The following is a 21626-nucleotide window of genomic DNA, read 5'->3' on the forward strand; positions in this document are numbered from 1 at the left end:
TACTGACGCTGGTCGGACCCGGTGATTACTGTCCCCTCAACCGAGGAGGACGGAGCAAGAAGCCGATGAGCGGAGTGTCAGTGACCAAGGACGCCGGGGACGCCGGGGACGCCGTTCCCGCGTCGGGCGACCTGGTCGTGCTGAGCTGTGTCAACAAGCACTTCGGCGCGTTGCATGTGCTCCAGGACATCGACCTGACGATCGCCCGCGGCGAGGTCGTGGTCGTGATCGGACCGTCGGGGTCCGGGAAGTCCACGCTGTGCCGCACGATCAACCGCCTGGAGACCATCGACTCCGGCGCGATCACGATCGACGGGAAGGCGCTGCCCCAGGAGGGCAGGGAGCTGGCCCGGCTGCGCGCCGACGTCGGAATGGTGTTCCAGTCGTTCAATCTCTTCGCACACAAGACAGTGCTGGAGAATGTGACGCTGGGGCAGCTCAAGGTCCGCAAGACGGACAAGAAGGCGGCCGAGGAGAAGGCCCGCGCCCTGCTTGACCGCGTGGGGGTGGGCTCCCAGGCGGACAAGTACCCGGCGCAGCTCTCCGGCGGTCAGCAGCAACGCGTCGCCATCGCGCGGGCGCTGGCGATGGACCCCAAGGTCATGCTCTTCGACGAGCCGACCTCCGCCCTGGACCCCGAGATGATCAACGAGGTCCTTGAGGTCATGCAGCAGCTGGCGCGGGACGGGATGACGATGGTGGTCGTCACCCATGAGATGGGCTTCGCCCGCTCCGCCGCCAATCGCGTGGTGTTCATGGCGGACGGCAGGATCGTCGAGGAGGCGACCCCCGACGAGTTCTTCAACAACCCGCGCAGCGACCGGGCCAAGGACTTCCTGTCGAAGATCCTTCACCACTGATCGCGGTGCCGGCCTCAGCGGCGGGCGCTGATTGCAGTTCGACAGGACCAGCTCACCATCGATCGATCTATCCGAGGGAAGTTCACCCATGAAGCTCCACAAGGCAAGCGCGGCCGTCGCCGCCGTTCTGACCCTCTCCCTGGCCGCCACGGCCTGCGGCTCCGGCGAGGGCTCGGGCAGCGACGGTGACAAGATCACCATTGGCATCAAGTTCGACCAGCCCGGCCTGGGCCTGAAGACGCCGGACGGCAAGTACACCGGCTTTGACGTCGACGTCGCCACATATGTCGCCAAGGAGCTGGGTTACGAGGCCTCGGACATCGTCTGGAAGCAGGCGCCCAGCGCCGAGCGCGAGAACCTGATCAAGAACGGCGATGTGAAGTTCGTGGTCGCCACCTACTCGATCACCGACAAGCGCAAGCAGGAGGTGGACTTCGCAGGCCCGTATCTGCTGGCCCACCAGGACCTGCTGGTCCGCGCCGATGACTCCTCCATCACCAAGGTCGAGGACCTCAACACCAAGAAGCTGTGCTCGGTGACCGGCTCCACCTCGGCGCAGAACGTCAAGAACAAGCTGGCCCCCGATGCCGATCTGCAGCAGCTCGGCGGGTACTCGGAGTGCCTGACCGGCCTGGAGAACGGCGCGGTCGACGCCCTGACCACCGATGACTCCATCCTGGCCGGCTTCGCCGCGCAGCAGCAGCACCAGGGCAAGTTCAAGCTCGCCGGCCTGAAGATGAGCGACGAGCACTACGGCATCGGGCTCAAGAAGGGCGACAAGGACCTCCAGAGCAAGATCAACAAGGCGCTGGAGAAGATGAAGTCCGACAAGTCCTGGGACAAGTTCGTGAAGGCGAACTTCGGCCCGGCCAACTACAAGAACGAGCCCGCCCCGGAGATCACCGAGGCCAGCTGAGGCAGCGGTGACGCGCCGCCGACCGCATTGGTCGGCGGCGCGCGCCACGATCCGACCACGGGAGAGCGCGGGGCAACGTGTTCGACTTTCTTGATTCCGGGCAGTACGACCTGCTCGGCGCCTTCTGGGTGACGGTCCAGCTCACCCTCTACTCGGCGATAGGTTCCCTGATATGGGGAACACTGCTGGCCGGCATGCGGGTCAGCCCGGTGCCGCTGATGCGGACCTTCGGAACCGGCTATGTCAATGTCGTCCGCAACACTCCGCTGACGATCATCATCATCGGCTGTTCGCTCGGGCTCAGCCAGACACTGGGCATCAACCTCGGCGCCGACAACTTCAAGGACATCGGGTTCCGCCTCGCCGTCCTGGGCCTCACCGCCTACACCGGCACCTTCGTCTGTGAGGCGCTGCGCTCCGGCATCAACACGGTGCCGGTCGGACAGGCGGAGGCGGCCCGCGCCCTGGGACTGAGCTTCACCCAGGTGCTGAGGCTGATCGTGCTGCCCCAGGCGTTCCGCTCGGCCGTCACCCCGCTGGCGAACGTGCTGATCGCTCTGACGAAGAACACCACCGTGGCCGCGGCGATCGGTGTCGGCGAGGCCGCACTCCTGATGAAGGAAATGGTCGAGAACGAGGCCCAGGCGCTCTTCACCGTCTTCGGCGTCTTCGCCTTCGGCTTCGTCGTTCTGACTCTCCCCACCGGCCTGCTGCTCGGCTGGGTGGCCAAGCGTGTGGCGGTGAAGCGATGACCTCCGTTCTGTATGACTCCCCCGGCCCCAGGGCCAAGGTGCGCAACTACGTCTACACAGCCGTGTTCTGTGTGGTCTTCGCCCTCGCCGCCTGGTGGGTCCTGGCGAAGATGGCCGACAAGGACCAGCTGGCGGCGGACAAGTGGAGCCCGTTCATCACGGACTCCCGGGTGTGGACCACCTATCTGCTGCCCGGTCTGTGGGAGACCGCGAAGGCGGCCGCTCTAGCCCTGGTGATCGCACTGCCGCTGGGCGCGCTGCTCGGCATCGCCCGGCTCTCCGACCACGCCTGGATCCGGGTGCCTGTCGGGGCCGTGGTCGAGTTCTTCCGGGCCATCCCGGTGCTGCTGATGATGGTGTTCGCCAGCGCGCTGTTCGTGCAGTTCACGACGCTCTCGTCGGACATCCGGCCGCTGTACGCGGTGGTGACCGGCCTGGTCCTGTACAACGCCTCGGTCATCGCCGAGATCGTGCGCGCGGGCATCCTCTCCCTGCCTCGCGGCCAGACCGACGCGGCGAAGGCCATCGGCATGCGCAAGGGCCAGACCATGACCCATGTGCTGCTGCCGCAGGCCGTGACGGCGATGCTGCCGGCGCTGGTCAGCCAGCTGGTCGTGATCGTCAAGGACACGGCGCTCGGCGGCGCCCTCCTCGGCCTCGCGGAACTGATGACGCAGACCCGCAACATCCCGGCGAACTACGGCGCGAACACCATCGCCGCGCTCACCGTGATCGCCGGTTTGTACGTCGTCGTCAACTTCGCGCTGACCAGCTTTGCGAGCTGGCTGGAGGGCCGGGTCCGGCGGGCGAAGAAGGGCAGCGGCGCGGTCGTCGACATCAAGACGGTGGACGCCGGGGGCGGCGGAGCCGCCTGACGGGCTGACAGAGAGCGGCAAGGGGCGGTGGCGACGGCGTCACCGCCCCTCCCCGTGTGCCGCCCGCGGTGGCTGAAGCCCCGTCACTTGACGCGGACACCGGCAGTGGGTTGCATACGTTCTGTGATCAAGCACCGGGCTCCCTCCGTACCTCCCCGTATGAACCTCCGGGCCCCGGGAGCCGCGCCGTGGACCCGGTGATCATCGTCGGGGCCGGTCCCGTCGGACTCACCCTCTCCCTTGCGCTCGCCCGCCAGGCGGTGCCGTCCGTCGTGCTCGACGAGGGCCCGCCCGTGGACGAGCCGCGCCCCGCCCGTACGGCGGTGCTGCGCCCGGACATGGCCGCGCTGGTGGAACGCCTCGGTTGTACGACACTCCGTGACGAGGGGGGCCGCTGGGCCGGGTGGCGGCTGCTGCGGCGCGGCCAGACGGTGCGCAGCGTGCCCCTCGGGGACGGGGTCACCCCGGCCCCGCTGCATATCCCTCAGCACGCCCTGACACGGGGGCTGCGCGGCGCGGCCGCGTCCCATCAGCTGATCCGTCTGGTCCCCGAAAGCCGACTGGACTCGCTGGAACAGGACGACGCGGGCGTCACCGTGCACACCCGCGGGTCGCAGGACGCGTGGTGGCGCGGCAGCCATGTCGTGGGCTGCGACGGGGCGCGCTCCACCGTGCGCAAGCTCCTCGGCATCCGCTTCCCCGGCCGGACCGCGGTGGAACGGCATGCCGTGGCCGCGCTGCGCACCGAACTGCCGTGGCCAGGCGAAGCGTTGCTGCACCGCCGGCCGCCATGGCGCTCGGGCGGCGAGGAGATCACGGCCCGGCCCCTTCCGGACGGGGTCTGGCGGCTGGACTGGCTGCTGCCGCCGCGCGGGGAACTGGTCACCCCCGACGCGCTGGTGGCGCGGGTGAGGGACACCCTGGCGGGCTGGTGCGGCGAGACCCCGCCGTACGACCTTCTCGACACCGGAGTGCACACCCTGCACCACCGGCTCGCACGGCGCTGGCGGGTGGGGCGGGCGTTCCTCGCGGGGGACGCGGCGCATCTGCTGGGGGCGGTCGGCGCCCACGGCCTGGACGAGGGGCTGCGGGACGCCGACAACCTCGCATGGAAGCTGGCGCAGTGCCGCCACCACGGCACCTCGGAGACGCTGCTCGACAGCTACCAGGCGGAGCGGCGGGCCGCGGTGGCGGCCCGGCTGCGAGCCGCCGACCAGTGGCTGACGGTACTGCGGGGCGGCGGGGGGCTGCGGGGCCGTGTGCCGGGCGCGGCGCGGGCGCATGACTCCCTGCTGGGCGAGGCGCATCTGGGGCGGGGGCCGCTCGGTGCGCCGTCCGTCCATACGCACTCCCCTCTCGCGCCCGAGTACGCCTCTTCCCAGACGGCCGTCGGCACGGAGACGGGTGCTCCGGTGGACGACGTACGGGTCACCGCACCCGACGGCAGCACCGCCCGCCTGTGGGACCGGCTGGGGCACGGCCGGCTGCTGGTGGTGCTCGTCGCTCCGGGCACGGGTGTCTGGGACCGGCGGCACTGGGTCTCCGCGGGCGTGATGCCACGGCTGGCGGCGGCGGTGGCGGCGCTGCCGATGCGGGCGGAGCTGCTGGTGACGGAGAGCTATCCCGGTGCGTCGGCGCACACGGTGCTCCTGGTGCGGCCGGACGGCCATCTGGCCGCCGCGTTTGCCGGTGTGCGGCCTGCGGAGCTGTACGCCGCGGCCGACGCCGTGCGCGGCGGCGCGCCTGCCGCGGCGCGTACGGACCGCACGGCGGACGTCACCTGACGGGGTGTGGGGCGCCTCCCTCTGCGCCCCGAGCAGGTGGGGGACCTCCCACCCCGCAACCTGGCTCAGGCCGCAAGGCTGGCAGCTGTTTCTCCGCACAAGGCCCGCAGTCGGGCAGGGGCCCCGGAGGCCGCGTCGGCAGTTTTCAGGGCTTCTCGCAGCAGGTGTCGGTTCCTGCCTGAGCTGATCTGGCCGAGGAGCGTTGTGATCTTCTGTAGCTCTTCCTCGGCGTCGGCCCACGCCTTGGCTGTCGCGTAGCCGCGCAGGAGTCCGATGCGGTAGAGCATGACCCCCCGAGGTGTGGCCTGCGGAAGAACGGATCGGAGCTTGCGGACCGCCGCTTCGGGGTTTCCAAGACTCAGCAGCGCGTGTCCGGCGTGGCCTGTGACCTCGCAATGGTTGACCCACCATGTCCACTCGGGGTCACGGGGATGCAGGGACTCCTCCAGCCCACCGTGCGCCGCGTCAAGATCCGCCAGCGCGCGGGTGCGGTCTCCTGCTTGGGCCTGGGCCCTGCCACGTCTCATGCGCGCCAAGAGCGCTACGCGCGGTGGGATACGGCGCTCAGACAACAGCTCCTCTGCGATGCGCCGCGTCCCGCCCGGTCGGCTGAGTTCTGTGTCGAGCATGGCGAGCATATCGAGGGCGAACCACTGCCTGGGCCGGTCGCCGGCATGCCTGGCGAGCATGTGTGCTTCGAGAAATGCCCGGCGGGCGGCATCCCAGTCACCAGCGTCGAAGAGGAGCCATCCGGCGACTTGGGCGGCCTCGGAGACGGCCGACAGATAGCGTCGCTGAGCCCTGTCCGGAATCGCTCCAGAGTCGAGTTTGCTCTGCGCGGATCGCCAGACCTGGACGGCGGCGGGAGCAGCTGTGTCTCCGCCGTACCGGTCGGCGTGTACGAGCAGGTACGCAGCGCTTTCCTGCATGCGCGCGATGTCTGAGGCCGGGCCGGGGGGCTTGCCGTCTGGGCGGGCGGGCGGCGTCATGCGCTCGGCGAGTGCCGCCAATTCCCCTTCCGCTTGCAGTAGTTTGTCGAGCCCGGCGGCCAACTGCGCTGAGGGGTGCTGACGGCCGTTGACGACGCGGGACAGATAGGCGACGTCGTATCTCAGAGCACGGGCAGCGCCGCGCAGGCTCATTCCCCTGTCTGCGAGCAGTGCGCGGAGCCGGATCCCGAAATCGGCGGTCATCGTGTGCCCCCTGGTGTTGACCGTCGTCTCCAGAGTAGCCGTCAACGGCTGTCAACTCCCTTTGCGCACGCCCAGCGGCAAGGATGACGGGGACACAAGGACCCCGGCGGCCTGGCAGGGCCCCGGGGCATGGCCAACCTGAGAGAGCAGGTCGACATGACTGACCCTATCCGTGTGCTCGTCGTGCGGGCGAGACTGCTAGGTCGGCCCCGCGTCGACGGCCGACATCATGCCCGTCCCGCCGTTCTGGCGTACCGGCCCGTGGCCTACAGTCCGGCCGCGCTGACGGCTGCCGCGGACTTGGGCCTCGGCCCTGACGTGCACGCGGTCGGCGCGGAGGGTGTTCGATGACTGACTCCCCTGAGTCGCCTGCGGCGGAGGCGTGTGAGGTGTGCGGGGCGACCGCGGGCCCGCTGGCCGCTGTGACGACAGATACGGCGCGCGGTGGGTGGCACCGGGCGGTGTGCCAGTCGTGCGCGGCGGGCGGTGTCGGCAGGGTGCCGATGCGGATGTGCGTGCGGTGCAGCTCGCTGACGTCATGTCCCGTGGTCGTCTCCGAGGTGCACGCAGGGTCCGGGCCCGGCTTCAACGTGTACGCGTGCCCCGAGTGCGCGCCGTCGTTCCCGGCCCTGCCCGATGCGCTGGAGCTGCTGACGACAGGGCGGCGCGAGCGGGCGGAGGGCGAGCGGTGAGCGCCCGCCGGTCAGTCGTCCAAGTACGGGCGGACGCGGAGCGTTCGGGCCGGTCTGGTGAGTGCGAGATGGGCGAGCACTCTTTCTGCCACCCGCAGGACGTCTACGCCAGCGGCACCCCGCGACCCGGTGAGCGGCCGGTGTTCACGCTCCGGTGCGCGTGCGCCTGTCACAAGCCCCCGCCGCCGGACGGCGACAGGCGTCAGAGCGCGTCCGGCTCCGGAAGGTCGTCCAGTGACTCCCCCTCCGCTTCGAGTGCCTGGCGGACCACCCGGAGGGCCAGGCCCTCCGGGTAGCCCTTGCGGGCGAGCATGCCGGCGAGGCGGCGGACGCGGCGGTCGCGGTCGAGGCCGCGGGTGGCGGGGAGTCTGCGGGCGACGAGCTCGCGGGCTCGTTCCTCCTCCTGCTCCGAGTCGAGCTGTCCGACCGCCTCGTCGATCAGCGCGGAGTCCACGCCCTTGGTCCGCAGCTCCCGGGCGAGGGCGCGTCTGGCCAGCCCCCGCCCATGGTGCCGGGACTCCACCCAGGCGTCCGCGAACGCCGCGTCATTGATCAGGCCGACGTCCTCGAAGCGGGAGAGGACCTCCTCGGCCACCTCTTCGGGGATCTCCCGCTTGCGCAGCGCGTCCGCGAGCTGTTTGCGGGTGCGCGGGGTGCCGGTGAGCAGGCGCAGGCAGATCGCCCGCGCCCGCTCCGCCGGGTCCTGGGGTGACAGCTCCTTCTCGGCCCTCGACGAGTCGGCGCTGTCACCCGGCCATTCGGTTCGCCGGGGCATGCGCTAGCCCTTGGCTGCCGCCGACTTGGCCGACTTGGCCTTGGAGGCGGGTGCGGGCACCGACTTCGCCGCGTCCTCGGCGGGGGCGGCCGCACCGGCCGCGTCCGCGCCCTGCTCGGCGTCCGACGCGCCCGGCACGACGCCGACGCCGACGCCCAGCTTCTCCTTGATCTTCTTCTCGATCTCGTTCGCGAGGTCGGGGTTGTCCTTGAGGAAGTTGCGGGCGTTCTCCTTGCCCTGGCCGAGCTGGTCGCCCTCGTAGGTGTACCAGGCGCCGGCCTTGCGGACGAAGCCGTGCTCCACACCCATGTCGATCAGCCCGCCCTCGCGGCTGATCCCCTGCCCGTAGAGGATGTCGAACTCGGCCTGCTTGAAGGGCGGCGCGACCTTGTTCTTGACGACCTTGCAGCGGGTGCGGTTGCCGACGGCCTCCGTGCCGTCCTTGAGGGTCTCGATACGGCGGATGTCGATGCGCACCGAGGCGTAGAACTTCAGCGCGCGGCCACCGGTCGTGGTCTCCGGGGAGCCGAACATCACGCCGATCTTCTCGCGGAGCTGGTTGATGAAGATCGCGGTGGTCTTCGACTGGTTGAGCGCGCTGGTGATCTTCCGCAGCGCCTGGCTCATCAGCCGCGCCTGCAGACCCACGTGCGAGTCGCCCATCTCGCCCTCGATCTCGGCGCGGGGCACCAGGGCCGCGACGGAGTCGATGACGATCAGGTCCAGCGCGCCGGAGCGGACCAGCATGTCCACGATCTCCAGCGCCTGCTCGCCGTTGTCGGGCTGGGACAGGATCAGATTGTCGATGTCGACGCCGAGCTTCTTCGCGTACTCGGGGTCGAGGGCGTGTTCCGCATCGACGAAGGCGACCTGGCCGCCCGCCTTCTGCGCATTGGCCACCGCGTGCAGGGTCAGGGTCGTCTTGCCGGAGGACTCCGGGCCGTAGATCTCCACCACACGGCCGCGCGGCAGACCGCCGACGCCGAGCGCGACGTCAAGCGCGGTCGAACCGGTCGGGATGACCTCGATGGGCTCCTTCGACCGCTCGCCCATGCGCATCACGGCGCCCTTGCCGAATTGCCGTTCAATCTGCGCGAGCGCGGCGTCGAGCGCCTTCTCGCGGTCGGTTCCTGCCATGGGTTCCACCCGGTTTGCTTGAGTCGATCGCTTCACGTCAAAGACGCTAACCCCTGCCACTGACAATGGGCCCCGACGCCTTCCAGCCTGTGGACAACCGCGGCCGGAATCCCATAAGAATGGATGTTCGATTTTGGTGTCAAGCGCGCCACACGGGCCCGCGCGGCGCGCTCTTCACACTCCTGCCGACCGGGCGGCGGCTCGCGTCAGCGGCGCAGCGCCCGCCGCGCCCGTGCGAGCATCCTGCGGCCGGGAACCCGCTGCCGGCGCCCCTGCACCCTGGCGTCGTCCGTCACGTCGTACCGCTTGACGTACGCCCCCAGGAACGCCTGGAGCGTGGCCACCGCGGGGATGGCGATCAGCGCGCCCACCGCACCCAGCAGCGCCGTGCCCGCCACCACCGAGCCGAAGGCGACCGCCGGGTGGATGTCCACGGTCTTGGCGGTGAGCTTGGGCTGCAGCACATAGTTCTCGAACTGCTGGTAGACCACGACGAAGCCGAGCACCCACAGCGAGTACCAGGGGTCGACCGGGAAGGCGATCAGCATCGGCAGCGCGCCTGCCAGGTAGGTGCCGATGGTGGGGATGAACTGCGAGACCAGGCCCACCCAGACCGCGAGCGCCGGCGCGTACGGCACTTCGAGGATCTCCAGCAGGATGTAGTGCGCGACCCCGGAGATCAGCGCCATCAGCCCGCGGGAGTAGAGATAGCCGCCCGTCTTGTCGACCGCGATCTCCCAGGCGCGCAGCACCTCCGCCTGCCTGCTCGGCGGCAGCACGGAGCACAGGGCGCGCCGCAGGCGGGGCCCGTCGGCCGCGAAGTAGAACGAGAACAGGAAGATCGTCAGCAGCTTGAACAGCCCGCCGAGCACGGTGGCGGAGACGTCGAGCACGCCGCTGGCGCTGTCCTCGACGTACTTGCGCAGCCAGTCGGAGCGCAACAGGCTGTCCTGCACCTCCACCCGGGAGAGCTCGGTGTGGAAGGTCTGGTTGATCCAGTTGATCACGTCGTCGAGATAGCGGGGGAAGCGCTCGACCATCTCGACGATCTGCCCGGCCAGCATCGAGCCGAGCAGCACCACAAAGCCGATCCCGGCGACCAGCACGCCCAGGAACACCAGGAACGTGGCGAGTCCGCGCCGCATGCCCCGCTCCGCCATCCGCCCGACCGCTGGCTCGACGGCCAGCGCCAAGAAGAAGGCGATGAGGATATTGACGAGCAGCCCGATGAGCTGGTGGAAGGCCCAGCTGCCGAGCTGGAAGCAGGCGTAGAGGGCGAGGGCGAGGACCATCGCGCGCGGCAGCCAGCGCGGCATCCGGACGGGGCCCGCCGCCCCGGTGGCGGAGGCGGGCGGCGGCGGGGGCGGCTGCGCCGGCGCGTGCCCCTGGGCGGGCACCGAGGCCCGTGCGCCCATGGACGCGGCCGCGCCCGGCGCGCCAGATGCGGTGCCGTCCGCCCCGGCGGGCTGCCCGGCCACGGCTGAGCCGCCTACGGCGGGGGGTGTACGTCGCTCGTCGCGGCCGGGGACCCCGGCGCGCGCAACCGGGTCGAGGGGACCGCCCGCCGCGGAGGACGCATCCGTGCCGTCGGGGCCGGGCGCACCCCCGTCACCGGAACCGCCGGACCCCGCGAACGCGCCGCGGACGTCGGCCGCCCCGGTCGCGGCGGCGGACGCACCCCGGCCGTCGGCGGCGGACGCACCCCGGTCGGCGAGACCGCCGGATCCGGCGGGTGCGCCGCCGTCGTCCGGGGCCGTGGCGCCTGCGGATGCGGCGATCAGGCCGGGTGGGGCGTCGGCGCTCGCCCGGCTCCTCCGCCGAGCGTCGTCGGCGGGGCTGTTCTGTGCGGTTTCGTCGGTCGCGGCCACCCGGCAAGTGTCACCTACGGTCCGGGCGATCCCCCGCCCGGACCGTGTCGCATGCGTCTCATCGCTTGTCAGCGGGGACGCCGACGGCGGCGCAGACGCCGTGCCAGACGTCCTTCGCCTCCCACCCGGCGGCCAGCGCCTCGTTCACCGTGCGACCGCCCAGCTCGGACATCACATGGTCGCGCGCGAACGTGTCGGCATATGCCGTGCCGAAGTGCTCGGCCATCCTCTCCCAGAAAGTCGTCAACCGCATGACGCCAGTATCCCGCCCCTGAGAGTGCAGCCGTGTCCGTCCGCCTTGTCCTGCGCTCTTTTCGCCCTACGGTCAGAGCATGGCCGGAACCGGAGCACACCCCGCGACCCCGCCCGCGTCCCCCCTCGCCCGTGCCGAGCGCTTCATCTGGCTCACGGCCCGGGTGCTGGAACAGCGGAGGTTCGCATATCACTTCCTGGGCGGCGACTCGGAAGCCGTGGAGACCGCCCTCTCCGCCTATCTCAACGAGGACGGGGGCTACGGCCACGCCCTCGAACCGGATCTGCGCGGCCCGGTGAGCCAGCCGCTGCACACCGCGCACGCGTTGCGCATCCTGGACTCCATCGGCCGCTGCGGCGGGCTGCGCGCGGAGCGCATCTGCCGCTATCTCACCGAGGTGTCCACGCACGAGGGCGCGCTGCCCGCCGTCCACCCCTCCCAGCGCCGGTATCCGGCCGCGCCGTTCATCCCCGTGGTCGACTGCCCGCCGAGCGAGCTGCTCGCCACCGGCCCGGTCGTGGGCCTGCTGCACCGCAACCAGGTGTGGCACGCATGGCTGTTCCGTGCGACCGACTTCTGCTGGGCCGCGGTCGACGCGCTGGACAAGTCCCATCCGTACGAGGTCCAGGCGGCGGTGGCCTTCCTGGACGGCGCTCCCGACCGGTCACGCGCCGAGGCCGCGGCCGACCGGCTCGGGCGGCTGGTGCGGGAGCAGCGGCTGGTGGCGCTGGACCCTCAGCGGCTGGACGATTACCCGGTGGCGCCCGGCTACGCGCCCGGCGAGCACCACTTCGCGTACGACTACGCCCGGACGCCGGAGTCGCTTGCGCGCCGCTGGTTCACGGACGAGGAGATCGCGGACGCGCTGGACCATCTGGCGGGGCGGCAGCTGGACGACGGAGGCTGGCCGATCACCTGGCGGGAATGGGCGCCCAGCACATCCCTGGAGTCCCGCCCCATCGTGACGATCGAGGCGCTGCGCACCCTGCGGGCGCACGGCCGCGCCATCGGCTGACCTGTCCCGGCTGTACCGGAGTGGTCCGGACCGCGGGCCGAACCGCGGGCCGAACCGCGGCCCCCGGGGAGGGGTGGCTCCTCCGTCCGCCGAATCCGCCCCTCCCCCGGGTGCGCCGCGACACGGTATGGCATTCAGCCGGCCGTCGCTGCGGCGGCGAGTACGGCGGCGGCTGGCGTACGACTGTCGGCGCGCGCGGCCGTAACCAGCTGCCCCTCCCCGATGCACGCCGGGCACTCGCCCAGCATGCGGTACGCGTTACGTGCCGCCAGGCGCACCACCGGCCCTGTGGCGCAACGGCGAACGACCGGTCGGCATGCGCAGGGGCCCGGCACGCCCGCCGGCCGCGGGCCGTACGCCGAGCAGCGCGACGCATGCCCTGGGGGCACGCCTCCAGAGGGCCGGCGGCCGTACGACGCGGCGCGCGCCCGGCGGCGGCGCGGTATCAGCCGACGAGTGCTCGTGCTCCGGCGGTGACCGCCACCGCCGCGCCGACCACCACCAGGAAGGGTGCGCGCAGGGCGAGCGCAACGGCGGCGGCCCCGACGCCCGCGGCTCTGGCGTCCAGGGCGAGCGAGCCGCCGGTGCTGAACGTCTGCTGCGCCGTGAGCGCGGCCAGCAGGGCGACGGGCAGCAGCGCGGCGAGCCGCTGCACCGAGGGACGCTCCAGGGCGTGGGCCGGCACGAGGAGCCCGGCGAGCTTGACGAGGTAGCAGCCGACGGCGGTGGCCCCGATCGCGATCCAGACGCTCACCGGTCCTCACCGCCCGCCGGGGCGCGCCCCTTGAGCCAGAGCACGAGGGGCGCCGCCAGCGCCGCGGCGAGCACTGGAACGCCCGCGGGCAGCACGGGCAGCAGGCCGAGCCCCAGGACGACGGCGAGCCCGGCGACGGCACGCTCGGCGGCCGTACGCAGCATGGGGGCGAGGAGCGCGAGGAAGACGGCGGGGCCCGCGGCGTCCAGACCCCAGGCGTCGGTGTCGCCGATCGCCTCGGCGCCGAGCGCCCCGAGGAGGGTGGTCAGATTCCACAGCACGTACAGCGTCAGACCGGTCACCGTGAAGCCGAGGCGGGCCGCGCGCCGCGTGGGCTGGGCCAGGGAGACCGCGGTCGTCTCGTCGATCACCCAGTGCGCGGCGAGCGGGCGGACGAAGCGGGGCAGGGCGAGCAGCTGGGACAGCCGCAGTCCGTAGAAGGTGTTCCGCACGCCCAGGAAGAACGCACCGGCCGCTGCGGTGAGGGGGTTGCCGCCGGCCGCGATCGCGCCGACCAGCGCGAACTGCGAGGCCCCGGTGAACACCAGCAGGCTGAGCGCACAGGTCTGGAGCAGGGTCAGGCCCGATCCGGCCGAGGTCACGCCGAAGGCGAAGCCGGAGAGGCCGACGGCGACGCCTACGCCGAGGGCGTCCCGGACGACGGCCGCGTCCGGCTTGGCGGCAGCCGCGTCCGGCTCGACGGTGGCCGCGTCCCGGCGGGCCGCCGGGCTGCCCGGGACGCTGGATATCTGTTCCGCGGAGACTGTCTGTTCTGGCACGCGCCGGACGTTACGCGGGGGCTTCGCCTGCGGTCTTGTACGTTCTTGCACCCGCTGTACCCGCCGCACCGGGGCTGCCGCGCCGGTCGGCGCGCTCCCTGCGGTACGCCCCCGGGGTGACGCCGACGATCCGGGTGAAATGCCGGTTCAGATGCGGCTGGTCGGTGAAGCCGACCGCGACGGCGGCGTCGGCCGGTGTGGTCCCGGCGTCCAGCAGCCGCCGCGCGCGCCGCACGCGCGCGTTGGTGAGCCAGGTGTGCGGCGGCATGCCGTAGGCCGCCTTGAAGGCGCGCAGCAGAGCGAACGGGCTGGTGCCCAGTTCCTGCGCGAGGCGCTCCAGAGAGGGCGGCTCCGCCATGCGCTCCTGGAGGAGCCGGCGGGCGAGGGCGGCGTCGCGTGCGCCTGCGGCGGGCGGGGCGGACGCCCTCGGCGCAGTGGTGCCGTGACGCCTGAGCAGCCGGGCGACGGCGATGCGCAGCAGGCTGTCCGCGGCGAGTGCGTTGCCCTGCTCGGCGGCCTGGTTCACACCGCGTATCAGCTCAGCGGTGTGCGGGTCCTCGACGATGGTCTCGGCGAAGGAGGGCGTGCCGCGCAGCGTGGTGACGTCCGCGGCGATATCGGCGACGAGCTCCACTGACGGATAGAGCGTGGTGTACGTCCAGCCCTCTGGTGTCCCCGCCCGGGCGGCGTGCGGGACTTCCGGGTTGATCATGACGACGGTGCCGGGGCGCGCCTGGATCATGCCGTCGGGCATGCGCACGTCCTCGATGCCGCCGCTGACCGCGCCGAAGGTGAAGCCCTCGTGGCTGTGGCGGGGGAAGGAGTGCCGGACATAGCGGGCGCGCAGGAGATCGAGGCCCGGCAGCTCCTCGTACTGCCAGTGCCTGGCCCACTCGCCCCGCGCCTGCCGCCGCCCCATGCGGCTATTGTGCGCCGCCGCCGTGGGCGCTGACCTGCGTGTCCATGACGCGGACGGGCAGACGGGCAGACGGGCAGACGTGCGGGCGGGCGGGGCGACGGGCGGACAGCGGGCGGCGGGGCCGATTGTCAGTGGCGGGGTGCACGATGGGGGACATGGTCAGGACTGCGCTCGACGCCTTCTCTCCCGCGACCCGGAGCTGGTTCACGGGGGCCTTCAGCGCGCCCACGGCGGCCCAGGAGGGCGCCTGGCGGGCCATCGAGGAGGGGTCGGACGTGCTGGTCGTCGCCCCGACCGGGTCCGGCAAGACCCTGGCCGCGTTTCTCGCCGCCCTCGACCGGCTGGCATCCTCACCGCCGCCCGCGGAGGCGAAGAAGCGCTGCCGGGTGCTGTATGTGTCTCCGCTGAAGGCGCTCGCGGTGGATGTGGAGCGCAATCTGCGCAGTCCTCTCTCCGGCATCCGGCAGGAGTCGGTGCGGCTGGGCCTGCCGGAGCCCGATGTGCGGGTCGGCATCCGCTCCGGCGACACGCCCGCGGCCGAGCGGCGCGCCCTCGCCACCCGCCCGCCGGACATCCTGATCACCACGCCCGAGTCGCTGTTCCTGATGCTCACCTCCGCCACGCGCGAGGCGCTGACCGGCGTTGAGACGGTGATCCTCGACGAGGTGCACGCGGTCGCGGGCACCAAGCGCGGCGCACATCTGGCGCTGTCGCTTGAGCGCCTCGACGAGCTGCTGCCGCGCCCGGCCCGGCGCATCGGGCTGTCGGCGACGGTGCGGCCGGTGGACGAAGTGGCCCGCTATCTGTCCCCGCAGCGCCGGGTGGAGATCGTCCAGCCCCCCTCCGGCAAGGAGTTCGACCTGTCCGTGGTCGTCCCGGTCGAGGATCTGGGCGAGCTGGGCGGCTCGCCCGCGGTCGGCGCCGACGGCATGGCGGGCGGCGAGCAGCCCTCCATCTGGCCGCATGTCGAGGAGAAGATCGCCGATCTGGTGCAGGCGCACCGCTCGACGATCGTCTTCGCCAACTCCCGCCGCCTCGCCGAGCGGCTGTGCAACCGGCTGAACGAGATCGCGTACGAGCGTGCCATGGGCGAGGCCCTTCCCGAGGGGGCGCCCCCGGCCGAGATCATGGCGCAGTCGGGCGCGGCGCACGGCGCGCCCGCGCTGCTGGCCCGTGCGCACCACGGCTCCGTGTCCAAGGAGCAGCGGGCCCAGGTCGAGGAGGATCTGAAGGCGGGACGGCTGCCGGCCGTCGTCGCCACCTCCAGCCTGGAGCTGGGCATCGACATGGGCGCCGTGGACCTGGTCGTGCAGGTCGAGTCACCGCCGTCCGTCGCCTCGGGGCTGCAGCGGGTGGGCCGCGCGGGCCACCAGGTGGGAGCGGTCTCCAGAGGCGTCGTGTTTCCCAAGTACCGGGGCGATCTGGTGCAGGCGGCGGTGGTCACCGAGCGGATGCGCGGCGGGGCGATCGAGGCGCTGCGCGTGCCGGCCAACCCCCTGGACGTGCTGGCCCAGCAGCTGGTGGCGATGGTCGCGCTCGATGCCTGGCAGTCCGACGATCTGCTGGCGCTGGTGCGGCGGGCCGCGCCGTTCGCCTCACTGCCCGAGTCGGCGTTCACGGCCGTGCTGGACATGCTCGCAGGCCGCTATCCGTCCGACGCCTTCGCCGAGCTGCGCCCGCGCGTGGTGTGGGACCGGGTGGCGGGCACGGTCACCGGCCGGCCCGGCGCACAGCGCCTCGCGGTCACCTCAGGCGGGACCATCCCGGACCGCGGCCTGTTCGGGGTGTTCCTCGCCGGGGCCGATCCCAAGAAGGGCGGCGGCCGGGTCGGGGAGCTCGACGAGGAGATGGTGTACGAGTCGCGGGTGGGCGATGTGTTCACCCTGGGCACCACGTCCTGGCGGATCGAGGACATCACCCGGGACCGGGTGCTCGTCTCGCCCGCCCCCGGGGTGCCCGGGCGGCTGCCCTTCTGGAAGGGCGACCAGCTGGGCCGGCCGCTGGAGCTGGGCCGCGCCGTCGGCGCGTTCCTGCGGGAGATCGGCGGCCTCCCGGCCGAGGACGCCCGGCTGCGGCTGCTGGCCGCGGGTCTGGACGCCTGGGCGGCGGGCAATGTGCTGGCCTATCTGGACGAGCAGCGCCGGGCCTGCGGCCATGTCCCGGACGACCGGACGATCCTGGTCGAGCGGTTCAGGGACGAGCTGGGCGACTGGCGCGTGGTGATCCACTCCCCGTTCGGCGCCCAGGTGCACGCGCCGTGGGCGCTGGCGCTGGGCGCCAGGCTCACCGAGCGGTTCGGCATGGACGCCCAGGTGATGCACGCGGACGACGGCATCGTGCTGCGGCTGCCGGACGCCGATCTGATGGGCCTTGACCTCCTCGACCAGGAGCCGGCCGGCCCCACGCACCAGGACCCGGTGTACGACAGCGAACAGGCCCCGGTCGGCGCGGCGGACGCCGTCTTCGACAAGGGCGAGATCAGCCAGCTGGTCACCGACCAGGTCGGGTCCTCGGCGCTGTTCGCCGCACGCTTCCGGGAATGCGCGGCGCGGGCGCTGCTGCTGCCGCGGCGCAATCCGGGCAAGCGCACCCCGCTGTGGCAGCAGCGGCAGCGGGCGGCGCAGCTGCTGCAGGTGGCCAGCGAGTTCGGCTCGTTCCCCATCGTCCTGGAGGCCGTCCGCGAGTGCCTGCAGGACGTCTTCGACGTTCCCGGGCTGACGGAGCTGATGGGCGACATCGAGTCCCGCCGGGTCCGGCTGGTCGAGGTCACCACGCCTGAGCCCTCGCCGTTCGCGCGGTCGCTGCTGTTCGGCTATGTCGCCCAGTTCCTGTACGAGGGGGACTCACCGCTCGCCGAGCGGCGTGCCGCCGCCCTCTCCCTGGACTCACGGCTGCTGGCCGAGCTGCTGGGCCAGGCGGAGCTGCGCGAGTTGCTCGACGCGGATGTGCTCACCGAGCTGGAGCGCGAGCTCCAGTGGCTCACCGAGGACCGCAGGGTCAAGGACGCGGAGGGCGTCGCCGATCTGCTGCGGCTCCTCGGTCCGCTGACCGCGGGCGAGCTGGCCGAGCGCGGAGCCGACCCCGCCTGGGCGCAGGAGCTGGCGGCGGCCCGGCGGGCCATCCGGGTGCGCATCGCGGGCGCGGACTGCTGGGCGGCCGTCGAGGACGCGGGCCGGCTGCGGGACGCTCTGGGCACCGCGCTGCCCGTGGGGGTGCCCGAGGCGTTCACCGAGCCGGTCAAGGACCCGCTGGGCGATCTGCTCGCCCGGTACGCCCGCACGCACGGGCCGTTCACCTCCGCGCAGGCCGCCGCCCGCTTCGGCCTGGGCACGGCGGTCACCGAGGGCGCGCTGCAGCGGCTGGCCGCGTCGGGCCGCGTGGTGGAAGGCGAGTTCCACCCCTCGGGTGTGGGCCAGGAGTGGTGCGACACGGCCGTGCTGCGCAGACTGCGCCGTCGCTCGCTGGCCGCGCTCCGGCAGGAGCTGGAGCCGGTCCCGCCTGCGTCCCTCGCCGCCTTCCTGCCGCAGTGGCAGCACCTCGGCGGCGGCAGCCTGCGCGGCATCGACGGCCTCGCGCGAGCCGTCGAGCAGCTCCAGGGCGCGGCCGTGCCCGCCTCCGCGCTGGAGAAGCTGATCCTGCCGTCCCGTGTGTCCGGTTACGGTCCGGGCCTCCTCGACGAGCTGACGACCACCGGCGAGGTCGTGTGGGCGGGCGCGGGGGCGCTGCCAGGGAAGGACGGCTGGGTCTCCCTGTATCTCGCCGACGCCGCGCCGCTGCTGCTGCCCCCGCCGCATCCGCTGGAGCCGACCGCGCTCCATGAGTCCGTGCTGGCGGCGCTCGCACCCGGCTATGGGCTGTTCTTCCGCCAGATCGCCGACCAGGTGCGGGCGACCACGCACCCGGACGTCAGCGACCCACAGCTGGCGGATGCGATCTGGGACCTCGCGTGGTCCGGGCGGCTCACCAATGACACCCTGGCGCCGCTGCGGTCGCTCCTCGGCTCGGGGCGGACGGCGGGGTCCACGGCGCACCGGGCGCGGCGCACGGTTCCCCGCGGACGCTACAGCGGCCTCACCGCGGCCGCCCGCCCCGTCTCGCGGAGCGGCCCGCCCACGGTGAGCGGCCGCTGGTCGCTGCTGCCCGCCGCCGAACCGGACCCCACGCACCGGGCGCACGCCCTGGCCCGCACGCTGCTGGACCGGCACGGGGTGGTCACCCGGGGCGCGGTGGCCGCCGAGGGCGTCGAGGGCGGCTTCTCCGCCGTCTACCGCGTCCTGTCCGCCTTCGAGGACAGCGGCCAGGCACGCCGGGGCTATGTGGTGGAGGGCCTGGGTGCGGCCCAGTTCGCCATGGACGGCGCGGTGGACCGGCTGCGGGCGTCGTCCGCGGCGCAGGACAGAGGCGCGGGTCAGCAGGCGCCCCACGCCGTGGTGCTGGCGGCGGCCGACCCGGCCAACGCGTACGGGGCGGCCCTGCCGTGGCCGGATCCGCCGGCCGGTGCGGGGCACAAGCCGGGCCGCAAGGCGGGCGCTCTGGTCGTCCTCGTCGACGGCGAGCTGATCCTCTACATGGAGCGCGGCGGCAGGACGCTCCTGTCCTGGCGCGACGACCCGGACGATCCCGCGCTGCGCGCCGCGGCGGGGGCGCTGGCGGACGCGGCGCGGGCGGGTGCGCTGGGGACGGTGACGGTGGAACGGGCCAATGGGGCGGCGGCCCTGACGTCGCCCTTGTCGCGGCCGCTGGAGGCCGCGGGCTTCCATGCCACGCCGAGGGGGTTGCGGCTGCGGCCGTGACGTATGGTGCGGGTCCGCCTGCGGCGGGCCTTCTCCCCGTCCCCGCCCCTTCCCGAAACCGGGGGCTCGGCCCCCGGACGCCCTGCCGGCAGGGCGGCTGCGCTGCCGCCCTGCGCCCGTGCAGCGGCCGACCCCTGCACGGCCTTCGGGCCGTGTCCTCAATCTCCCCCAGCTACCGCTGGGAGGTGCCCCCAGGGGCCGGAGGTGCCCCCAACGGGCTCAAGGCGAGCCCGTGCCGTGCTTCGCAGCGCACGAGCCCTGAAATGGCCAGCCTCCGGGCGTTCGAGGCGGGCCCACGATCCAGCCCCGCTGGGGTACCCCCGGACGTCCGGGGGAGGTCGAGGAGCGGGGGCCCGGGGCAGCGCCCCGGCGCATCATGGGGGCATGCCCGAAGGTGACACCGTATGGCTGACCGCTCACCGCCTGCGCCGCGCCCTCGCGGGACACGTGCTCGTGCGGTTCGATCTGCGTGTGCCGCGCCATGCGACCGCTGATCTCACCGGGCGCACGGTGCTCGATGTCGTCTCCCGCGGCAAGCATCTGCTGACCCGCATCGAGGGCGGTGTCACGCTGCACTCGCATCTGCGGATGGACGGCTCCTGGCAGGTGTACCGGGCCGGGGAGCGCTGGCGCGGCGGGCCCGCGCATCAGATCAGGGCGGTCCTGGGCACGCGGACGGACACCGCGGTCGGCTATCGGCTTCCGGTGCTGGAGCTGATGCGGACCGCGGACGAGGGTGCGGCGGTGGGCCATCTCGGGCCGGATCTGCTGGGTCCCGACTGGGATCCGGACGCGGCCGTGGCGCATCTGACCGCCGACCCCGCACGCCCCCTGGGCGAGGCGCTGCTGGACCAGCGCAATCTCGCCGGCATCGGCAATGTCTACCGCTCGGAGCTCGCCTTTCTGGCCCGGGTGACCCCGTGGCTGCCGGTCGGCGAGCTGCCCGAAGGCGTCCCCGAGCGGCTTGTCGCCACCGCGCACCGTCTGCTGGAGGCCAACAAGACCCGCCCGGAACGCCGCACCACATCCAGCACCGCCTCCGGCGCCGCATCCGGAGCGGCGTCGAGGGGGCGGCAGGCGCCCCGGCTGTATGTCTACGGACGCGAGGGCCTGCCCTGTCTGCGGTGCGGGGCCACGGTCCGCAGGGCCGACCAGCCCGACGAGGCCGGCGCGCACGGGACCGGCCGTACCCGCCCCGTGTACTGGTGCCCTGCCTGCCAGTCGGGCCCCATCCATTGACGGTCCGTCAGATTCGGTCGTACGGTCCCGGAATGGGCCTGACCGCGTACGACCTGACCGGCCGCACCGCGTTCGTCACCGGCGCCGCGAGCGGCATCGGCCGCGCCTGCGCCGCCCTGCTGGCCGAGGCGGGCGCAGCCGTCCACTGCGCCGACGTCGACGAGAAGGGGCTGTCCGAGACGCAGGCGCTGATCCGGGACGCCGGGGGCCTCGCCGCCACGCACACCGTCGACGTCACCGATCGTAAGCAGCTCGGCGCGGCAGTCGGCCGTGCGGCCGAGGACTCCGGGCGGCTCGACGTCATGGCCGCGATCGCGGGCGTCATGCACACCGGCCGGGTCCTGGAGACCGGGGAGGAGGATCTTGACCGAGTCCTGGGGGTCAATTTCAAGGGGGTGCTGTACGCCTGCCAGGCAGCGGCCCGCGTCATGATCGCAGCAGGCGGCGGGGGCGGCGGCCCGCTCGGCGGCTCGCTCGTCACCATGGCCTCGGGCGCTGTCGACGCCGCCCGGTCCGGGCTGCTCTGCTACAGCGTCTCCAAGGCGGCGGTCGTCCAGCTGACCAGGACACTGGCCACCGAGCTTGGCCCGCACGGCATCCGCGTCAACGCCGTCGCCCCCGGCTGGGTCCGCACCCCCATGACCGACCGCCATGACGAGGCGCACCAGCGCCGGACCGAGGCCGCGCTGGCCCGGATGTCCCCCCTGGGCCGCGTCGGCGAACCCGAGGACGTCGCCCATGCGGTGCTGTATCTGGCGTCGGACGCCTCCGCCTTTACGACGGGTCAGATTCTGCGCCCGAACGGCGGCGTGGCGATGCCCTGGTGACCGGGACCCGGCGCGCCGCCGTCACATGCACCGGCAGCAGGCTCAGCCCCCAGCCGCCCGCGGCGGCGGTCGCCTCCACCAGCCCCGTCCGCTCCGGCACGAGCGCCCAGCGCAGCACCGCCCACCACCACAGCGCCCCGCCCACCAGCCCGAGCGCCGCCGGGCCGAGGGCCGACCCGCGTATGGCCATGGCTG

Annotated in this window: 19 protein-coding genes; 10 read left to right on the forward strand and 9 right to left on the reverse strand. The window is 72.7% G+C overall.

Annotation, left to right across the window (positions count from 1 at the left end; translation table 11 throughout):
- Positions 1-65: 65 nt before the first annotated feature.
- The 5 genes from OF819_RS13795 to OF819_RS13815 all read left to right on the forward strand — a co-directional run bounded on the left by OF819_RS13795 (position 66) and on the right by OF819_RS13815 (position 5187).
- The gene (locus tag OF819_RS13795; RefSeq protein WP_267243779.1) at positions 66-860 is read left to right on the forward strand and encodes an amino acid ABC transporter ATP-binding protein; all 795 of its coding nucleotides are present in this window, start codon (positions 66-68) and stop codon (positions 858-860) included.
- Between the two features lie 88 nt (positions 861-948).
- Positions 949-1776 carry a glutamate ABC transporter substrate-binding protein gene (locus OF819_RS13800; protein ID WP_267243780.1) on the forward strand — a complete coding sequence of 276 codons (828 nt, stop codon included), beginning with the start codon at positions 949-951 and terminating at the stop codon, positions 1774-1776.
- Positions 1777-1853: 77 nt separating this feature from the next.
- The gene (locus OF819_RS13805) at positions 1854-2528 is read left to right on the forward strand and encodes an amino acid ABC transporter permease (RefSeq protein ID WP_267243781.1); all 675 of its coding nucleotides are present in this window, start codon (positions 1854-1856) and stop codon (positions 2526-2528) included.
- Positions 2525-3403: an amino acid ABC transporter permease gene (locus OF819_RS13810; RefSeq protein WP_267243782.1), complete on the forward strand. Its 879-nt coding sequence runs from the start codon at positions 2525-2527 to the stop codon at positions 3401-3403. Before OF819_RS13805 ends, OF819_RS13810 begins: the two co-directional genes overlap by 4 nt.
- A 188-nt stretch (positions 3404-3591) precedes the next feature.
- Complete coding sequence (locus OF819_RS13815; RefSeq protein ID WP_267243783.1) at positions 3592-5187, forward strand: FAD-dependent monooxygenase; 1596 nt, start codon at positions 3592-3594, stop codon at positions 5185-5187.
- A 65-nt stretch (positions 5188-5252) separates the two neighbouring features.
- Here OF819_RS13815 and OF819_RS13820 read toward each other — a convergent pair whose 3' ends face one another.
- Positions 5253-6380 (reverse strand): helix-turn-helix domain-containing protein, encoded by a 1128-nt coding sequence (locus OF819_RS13820; protein WP_267243784.1) that lies wholly within the window; start codon positions 6378-6380, stop codon positions 5253-5255.
- Positions 6381-6727: 347 nt separating this feature from the next.
- Here OF819_RS13820 and OF819_RS13825 point away from each other — a divergent pair, with 347 nt between their 5' ends.
- Positions 6728-7072, forward strand: a complete 345-nt coding sequence (locus OF819_RS13825) for a hypothetical protein (RefSeq protein WP_267243785.1) — start codon at positions 6728-6730, stop codon at positions 7070-7072.
- A gap of 202 nt (positions 7073-7274) precedes the next feature.
- Here the strand turns inward: OF819_RS13825 and recX are convergent, their stop codons facing one another.
- The 4 genes from recX to OF819_RS13845 all read right to left on the reverse strand — a co-directional run bounded on the left by recX (position 7275) and on the right by OF819_RS13845 (position 11105).
- Complete coding sequence (gene recX, locus OF819_RS13830; protein WP_267243786.1) at positions 7275-7847, reverse strand: recombination regulator RecX; 573 nt, start codon at positions 7845-7847, stop codon at positions 7275-7277.
- A gap of 3 nt (positions 7848-7850) precedes the next feature.
- On the reverse strand, positions 7851-8984 hold the full coding sequence (gene recA / locus OF819_RS13835; RefSeq protein WP_267243787.1) for a recombinase RecA: 1134 nt from the start codon (positions 8982-8984) through the stop codon (positions 7851-7853).
- 206 nt (positions 8985-9190) lie between these two features.
- Positions 9191-10300, reverse strand: a complete 1110-nt coding sequence (locus OF819_RS13840; RefSeq protein ID WP_323748924.1) for an AI-2E family transporter — start codon at positions 10298-10300, stop codon at positions 9191-9193.
- Positions 10301-10910: 610 nt separating this feature from the next.
- Positions 10911-11105, reverse strand: a complete 195-nt coding sequence (locus OF819_RS13845) for a DUF3046 domain-containing protein (protein WP_267243788.1) — start codon at positions 11103-11105, stop codon at positions 10911-10913.
- A 79-nt stretch (positions 11106-11184) separates the two neighbouring features.
- On the opposite strand from OF819_RS13845, the gene OF819_RS13850 reads away from it, so the two are divergent.
- A complete protein-coding gene (locus OF819_RS13850; RefSeq protein WP_267243789.1) occupies positions 11185-12120 on the forward strand; it encodes a hypothetical protein in 936 nt (311 codons plus the stop codon).
- 445 nt (positions 12121-12565) lie between these two features.
- Here OF819_RS13850 and OF819_RS13855 read toward each other — a convergent pair whose 3' ends face one another.
- From OF819_RS13855 to OF819_RS13865, 3 genes are read right to left on the reverse strand one after another with little or no spacing between them, the layout of a single operon-like run.
- On the reverse strand, positions 12566-12874 hold the full coding sequence (locus OF819_RS13855; RefSeq protein WP_267243790.1) for an AzlD domain-containing protein: 309 nt from the start codon (positions 12872-12874) through the stop codon (positions 12566-12568).
- Complete coding sequence (locus OF819_RS13860; protein WP_416370533.1) at positions 12871-13623, reverse strand: AzlC family ABC transporter permease; 753 nt, start codon at positions 13621-13623, stop codon at positions 12871-12873. The genes OF819_RS13855 and OF819_RS13860 overlap by 4 nt, the downstream gene beginning before the upstream one ends.
- Positions 13624-13663: 40 nt before the next feature.
- Positions 13664-14572, reverse strand: a complete 909-nt coding sequence (locus OF819_RS13865; protein ID WP_267243792.1) for an AraC family transcriptional regulator — start codon at positions 14570-14572, stop codon at positions 13664-13666.
- 155 nt (positions 14573-14727) lie between these two features.
- Between OF819_RS13865 and OF819_RS13870 the strand changes: the two genes are divergently transcribed.
- The 3 genes from OF819_RS13870 (at position 14728) to OF819_RS13880 (ending at position 21431) form a co-directional block, all read left to right on the forward strand.
- Positions 14728-19365, forward strand: coding sequence for a DEAD/DEAH box helicase (locus OF819_RS13870; protein ID WP_267243793.1), 4638 nt, complete (start codon positions 14728-14730; stop codon positions 19363-19365).
- A gap of 384 nt (positions 19366-19749) precedes the next feature.
- Complete coding sequence (locus OF819_RS13875; RefSeq protein WP_267243794.1) at positions 19750-20604, forward strand: DNA-formamidopyrimidine glycosylase family protein; 855 nt, start codon at positions 19750-19752, stop codon at positions 20602-20604.
- Positions 20601-21431 (forward strand): SDR family NAD(P)-dependent oxidoreductase, encoded by an 831-nt coding sequence (locus OF819_RS13880; protein WP_267243795.1) that lies wholly within the window; start codon positions 20601-20603, stop codon positions 21429-21431. Before OF819_RS13875 ends, OF819_RS13880 begins: the two co-directional genes overlap by 4 nt.
- Here OF819_RS13880 and OF819_RS13885 read toward each other — a convergent pair.
- Positions 21379-21621 (reverse strand): hypothetical protein, encoded by a 243-nt coding sequence (locus OF819_RS13885; protein WP_267243796.1) that lies wholly within the window; start codon positions 21619-21621, stop codon positions 21379-21381. The two genes, OF819_RS13880 and OF819_RS13885, sit on opposite strands and share 53 nt — an antisense overlap.
- Positions 21622-21626: the final 5 nt, after the last annotated feature.

The organism is Streptomyces sp. PR69 (assembly GCF_026420845.1).
Classification (GTDB): Bacteria; Actinomycetota; Actinomycetes; order Streptomycetales; family Streptomycetaceae; genus Streptomyces.

Coding starts and splice junctions, on each gene's coding strand:
- OF819_RS13795 (WP_267243779.1), top strand. CDS start 66: ATGAGCGGAGTGTCAGTGACCAAGGACGCCGGGGACGCCGGGGACGCC.
- OF819_RS13800 (WP_267243780.1), top strand. CDS start 949: ATGAAGCTCCACAAGGCAAGCGCGGCCGTCGCCGCCGTTCTGACCCTC.
- OF819_RS13810 (WP_267243782.1), top strand. CDS start 2,525: ATGACCTCCGTTCTGTATGACTCCCCCGGCCCCAGGGCCAAGGTGCGC.
- OF819_RS13820 (WP_267243784.1), bottom strand. CDS start 6,380: ATGACCGCCGATTTCGGGATCCGGCTCCGCGCACTGCTCGCAGACAGG.
- OF819_RS13825 (WP_267243785.1), top strand. CDS start 6,728: ATGACTGACTCCCCTGAGTCGCCTGCGGCGGAGGCGTGTGAGGTGTGC.
- recX (WP_267243786.1), bottom strand. CDS start 7,847: ATGCCCCGGCGAACCGAATGGCCGGGTGACAGCGCCGACTCGTCGAGG.
- recA (WP_267243787.1), bottom strand. CDS start 8,984: ATGGCAGGAACCGACCGCGAGAAGGCGCTCGACGCCGCGCTCGCGCAG.
- OF819_RS13840 (WP_323748924.1), bottom strand. CDS start 10,300: ATGCCGCGCTGGCTGCCGCGCGCGATGGTCCTCGCCCTCGCCCTCTAC.
- OF819_RS13845 (WP_267243788.1), bottom strand. CDS start 11,105: ATGCGGTTGACGACTTTCTGGGAGAGGATGGCCGAGCACTTCGGCACG.
- OF819_RS13850 (WP_267243789.1), top strand. CDS start 11,185: ATGGCCGGAACCGGAGCACACCCCGCGACCCCGCCCGCGTCCCCCCTC.
- OF819_RS13865 (WP_267243792.1), bottom strand. CDS start 14,572: ATGGGGCGGCGGCAGGCGCGGGGCGAGTGGGCCAGGCACTGGCAGTAC.
- OF819_RS13870 (WP_267243793.1), top strand. CDS start 14,728: ATGGTCAGGACTGCGCTCGACGCCTTCTCTCCCGCGACCCGGAGCTGG.
- OF819_RS13875 (WP_267243794.1), top strand. CDS start 19,750: ATGCCCGAAGGTGACACCGTATGGCTGACCGCTCACCGCCTGCGCCGC.
- OF819_RS13885 (WP_267243796.1), bottom strand. CDS start 21,621: ATGGCCATACGCGGGTCGGCCCTCGGCCCGGCGGCGCTCGGGCTGGTG.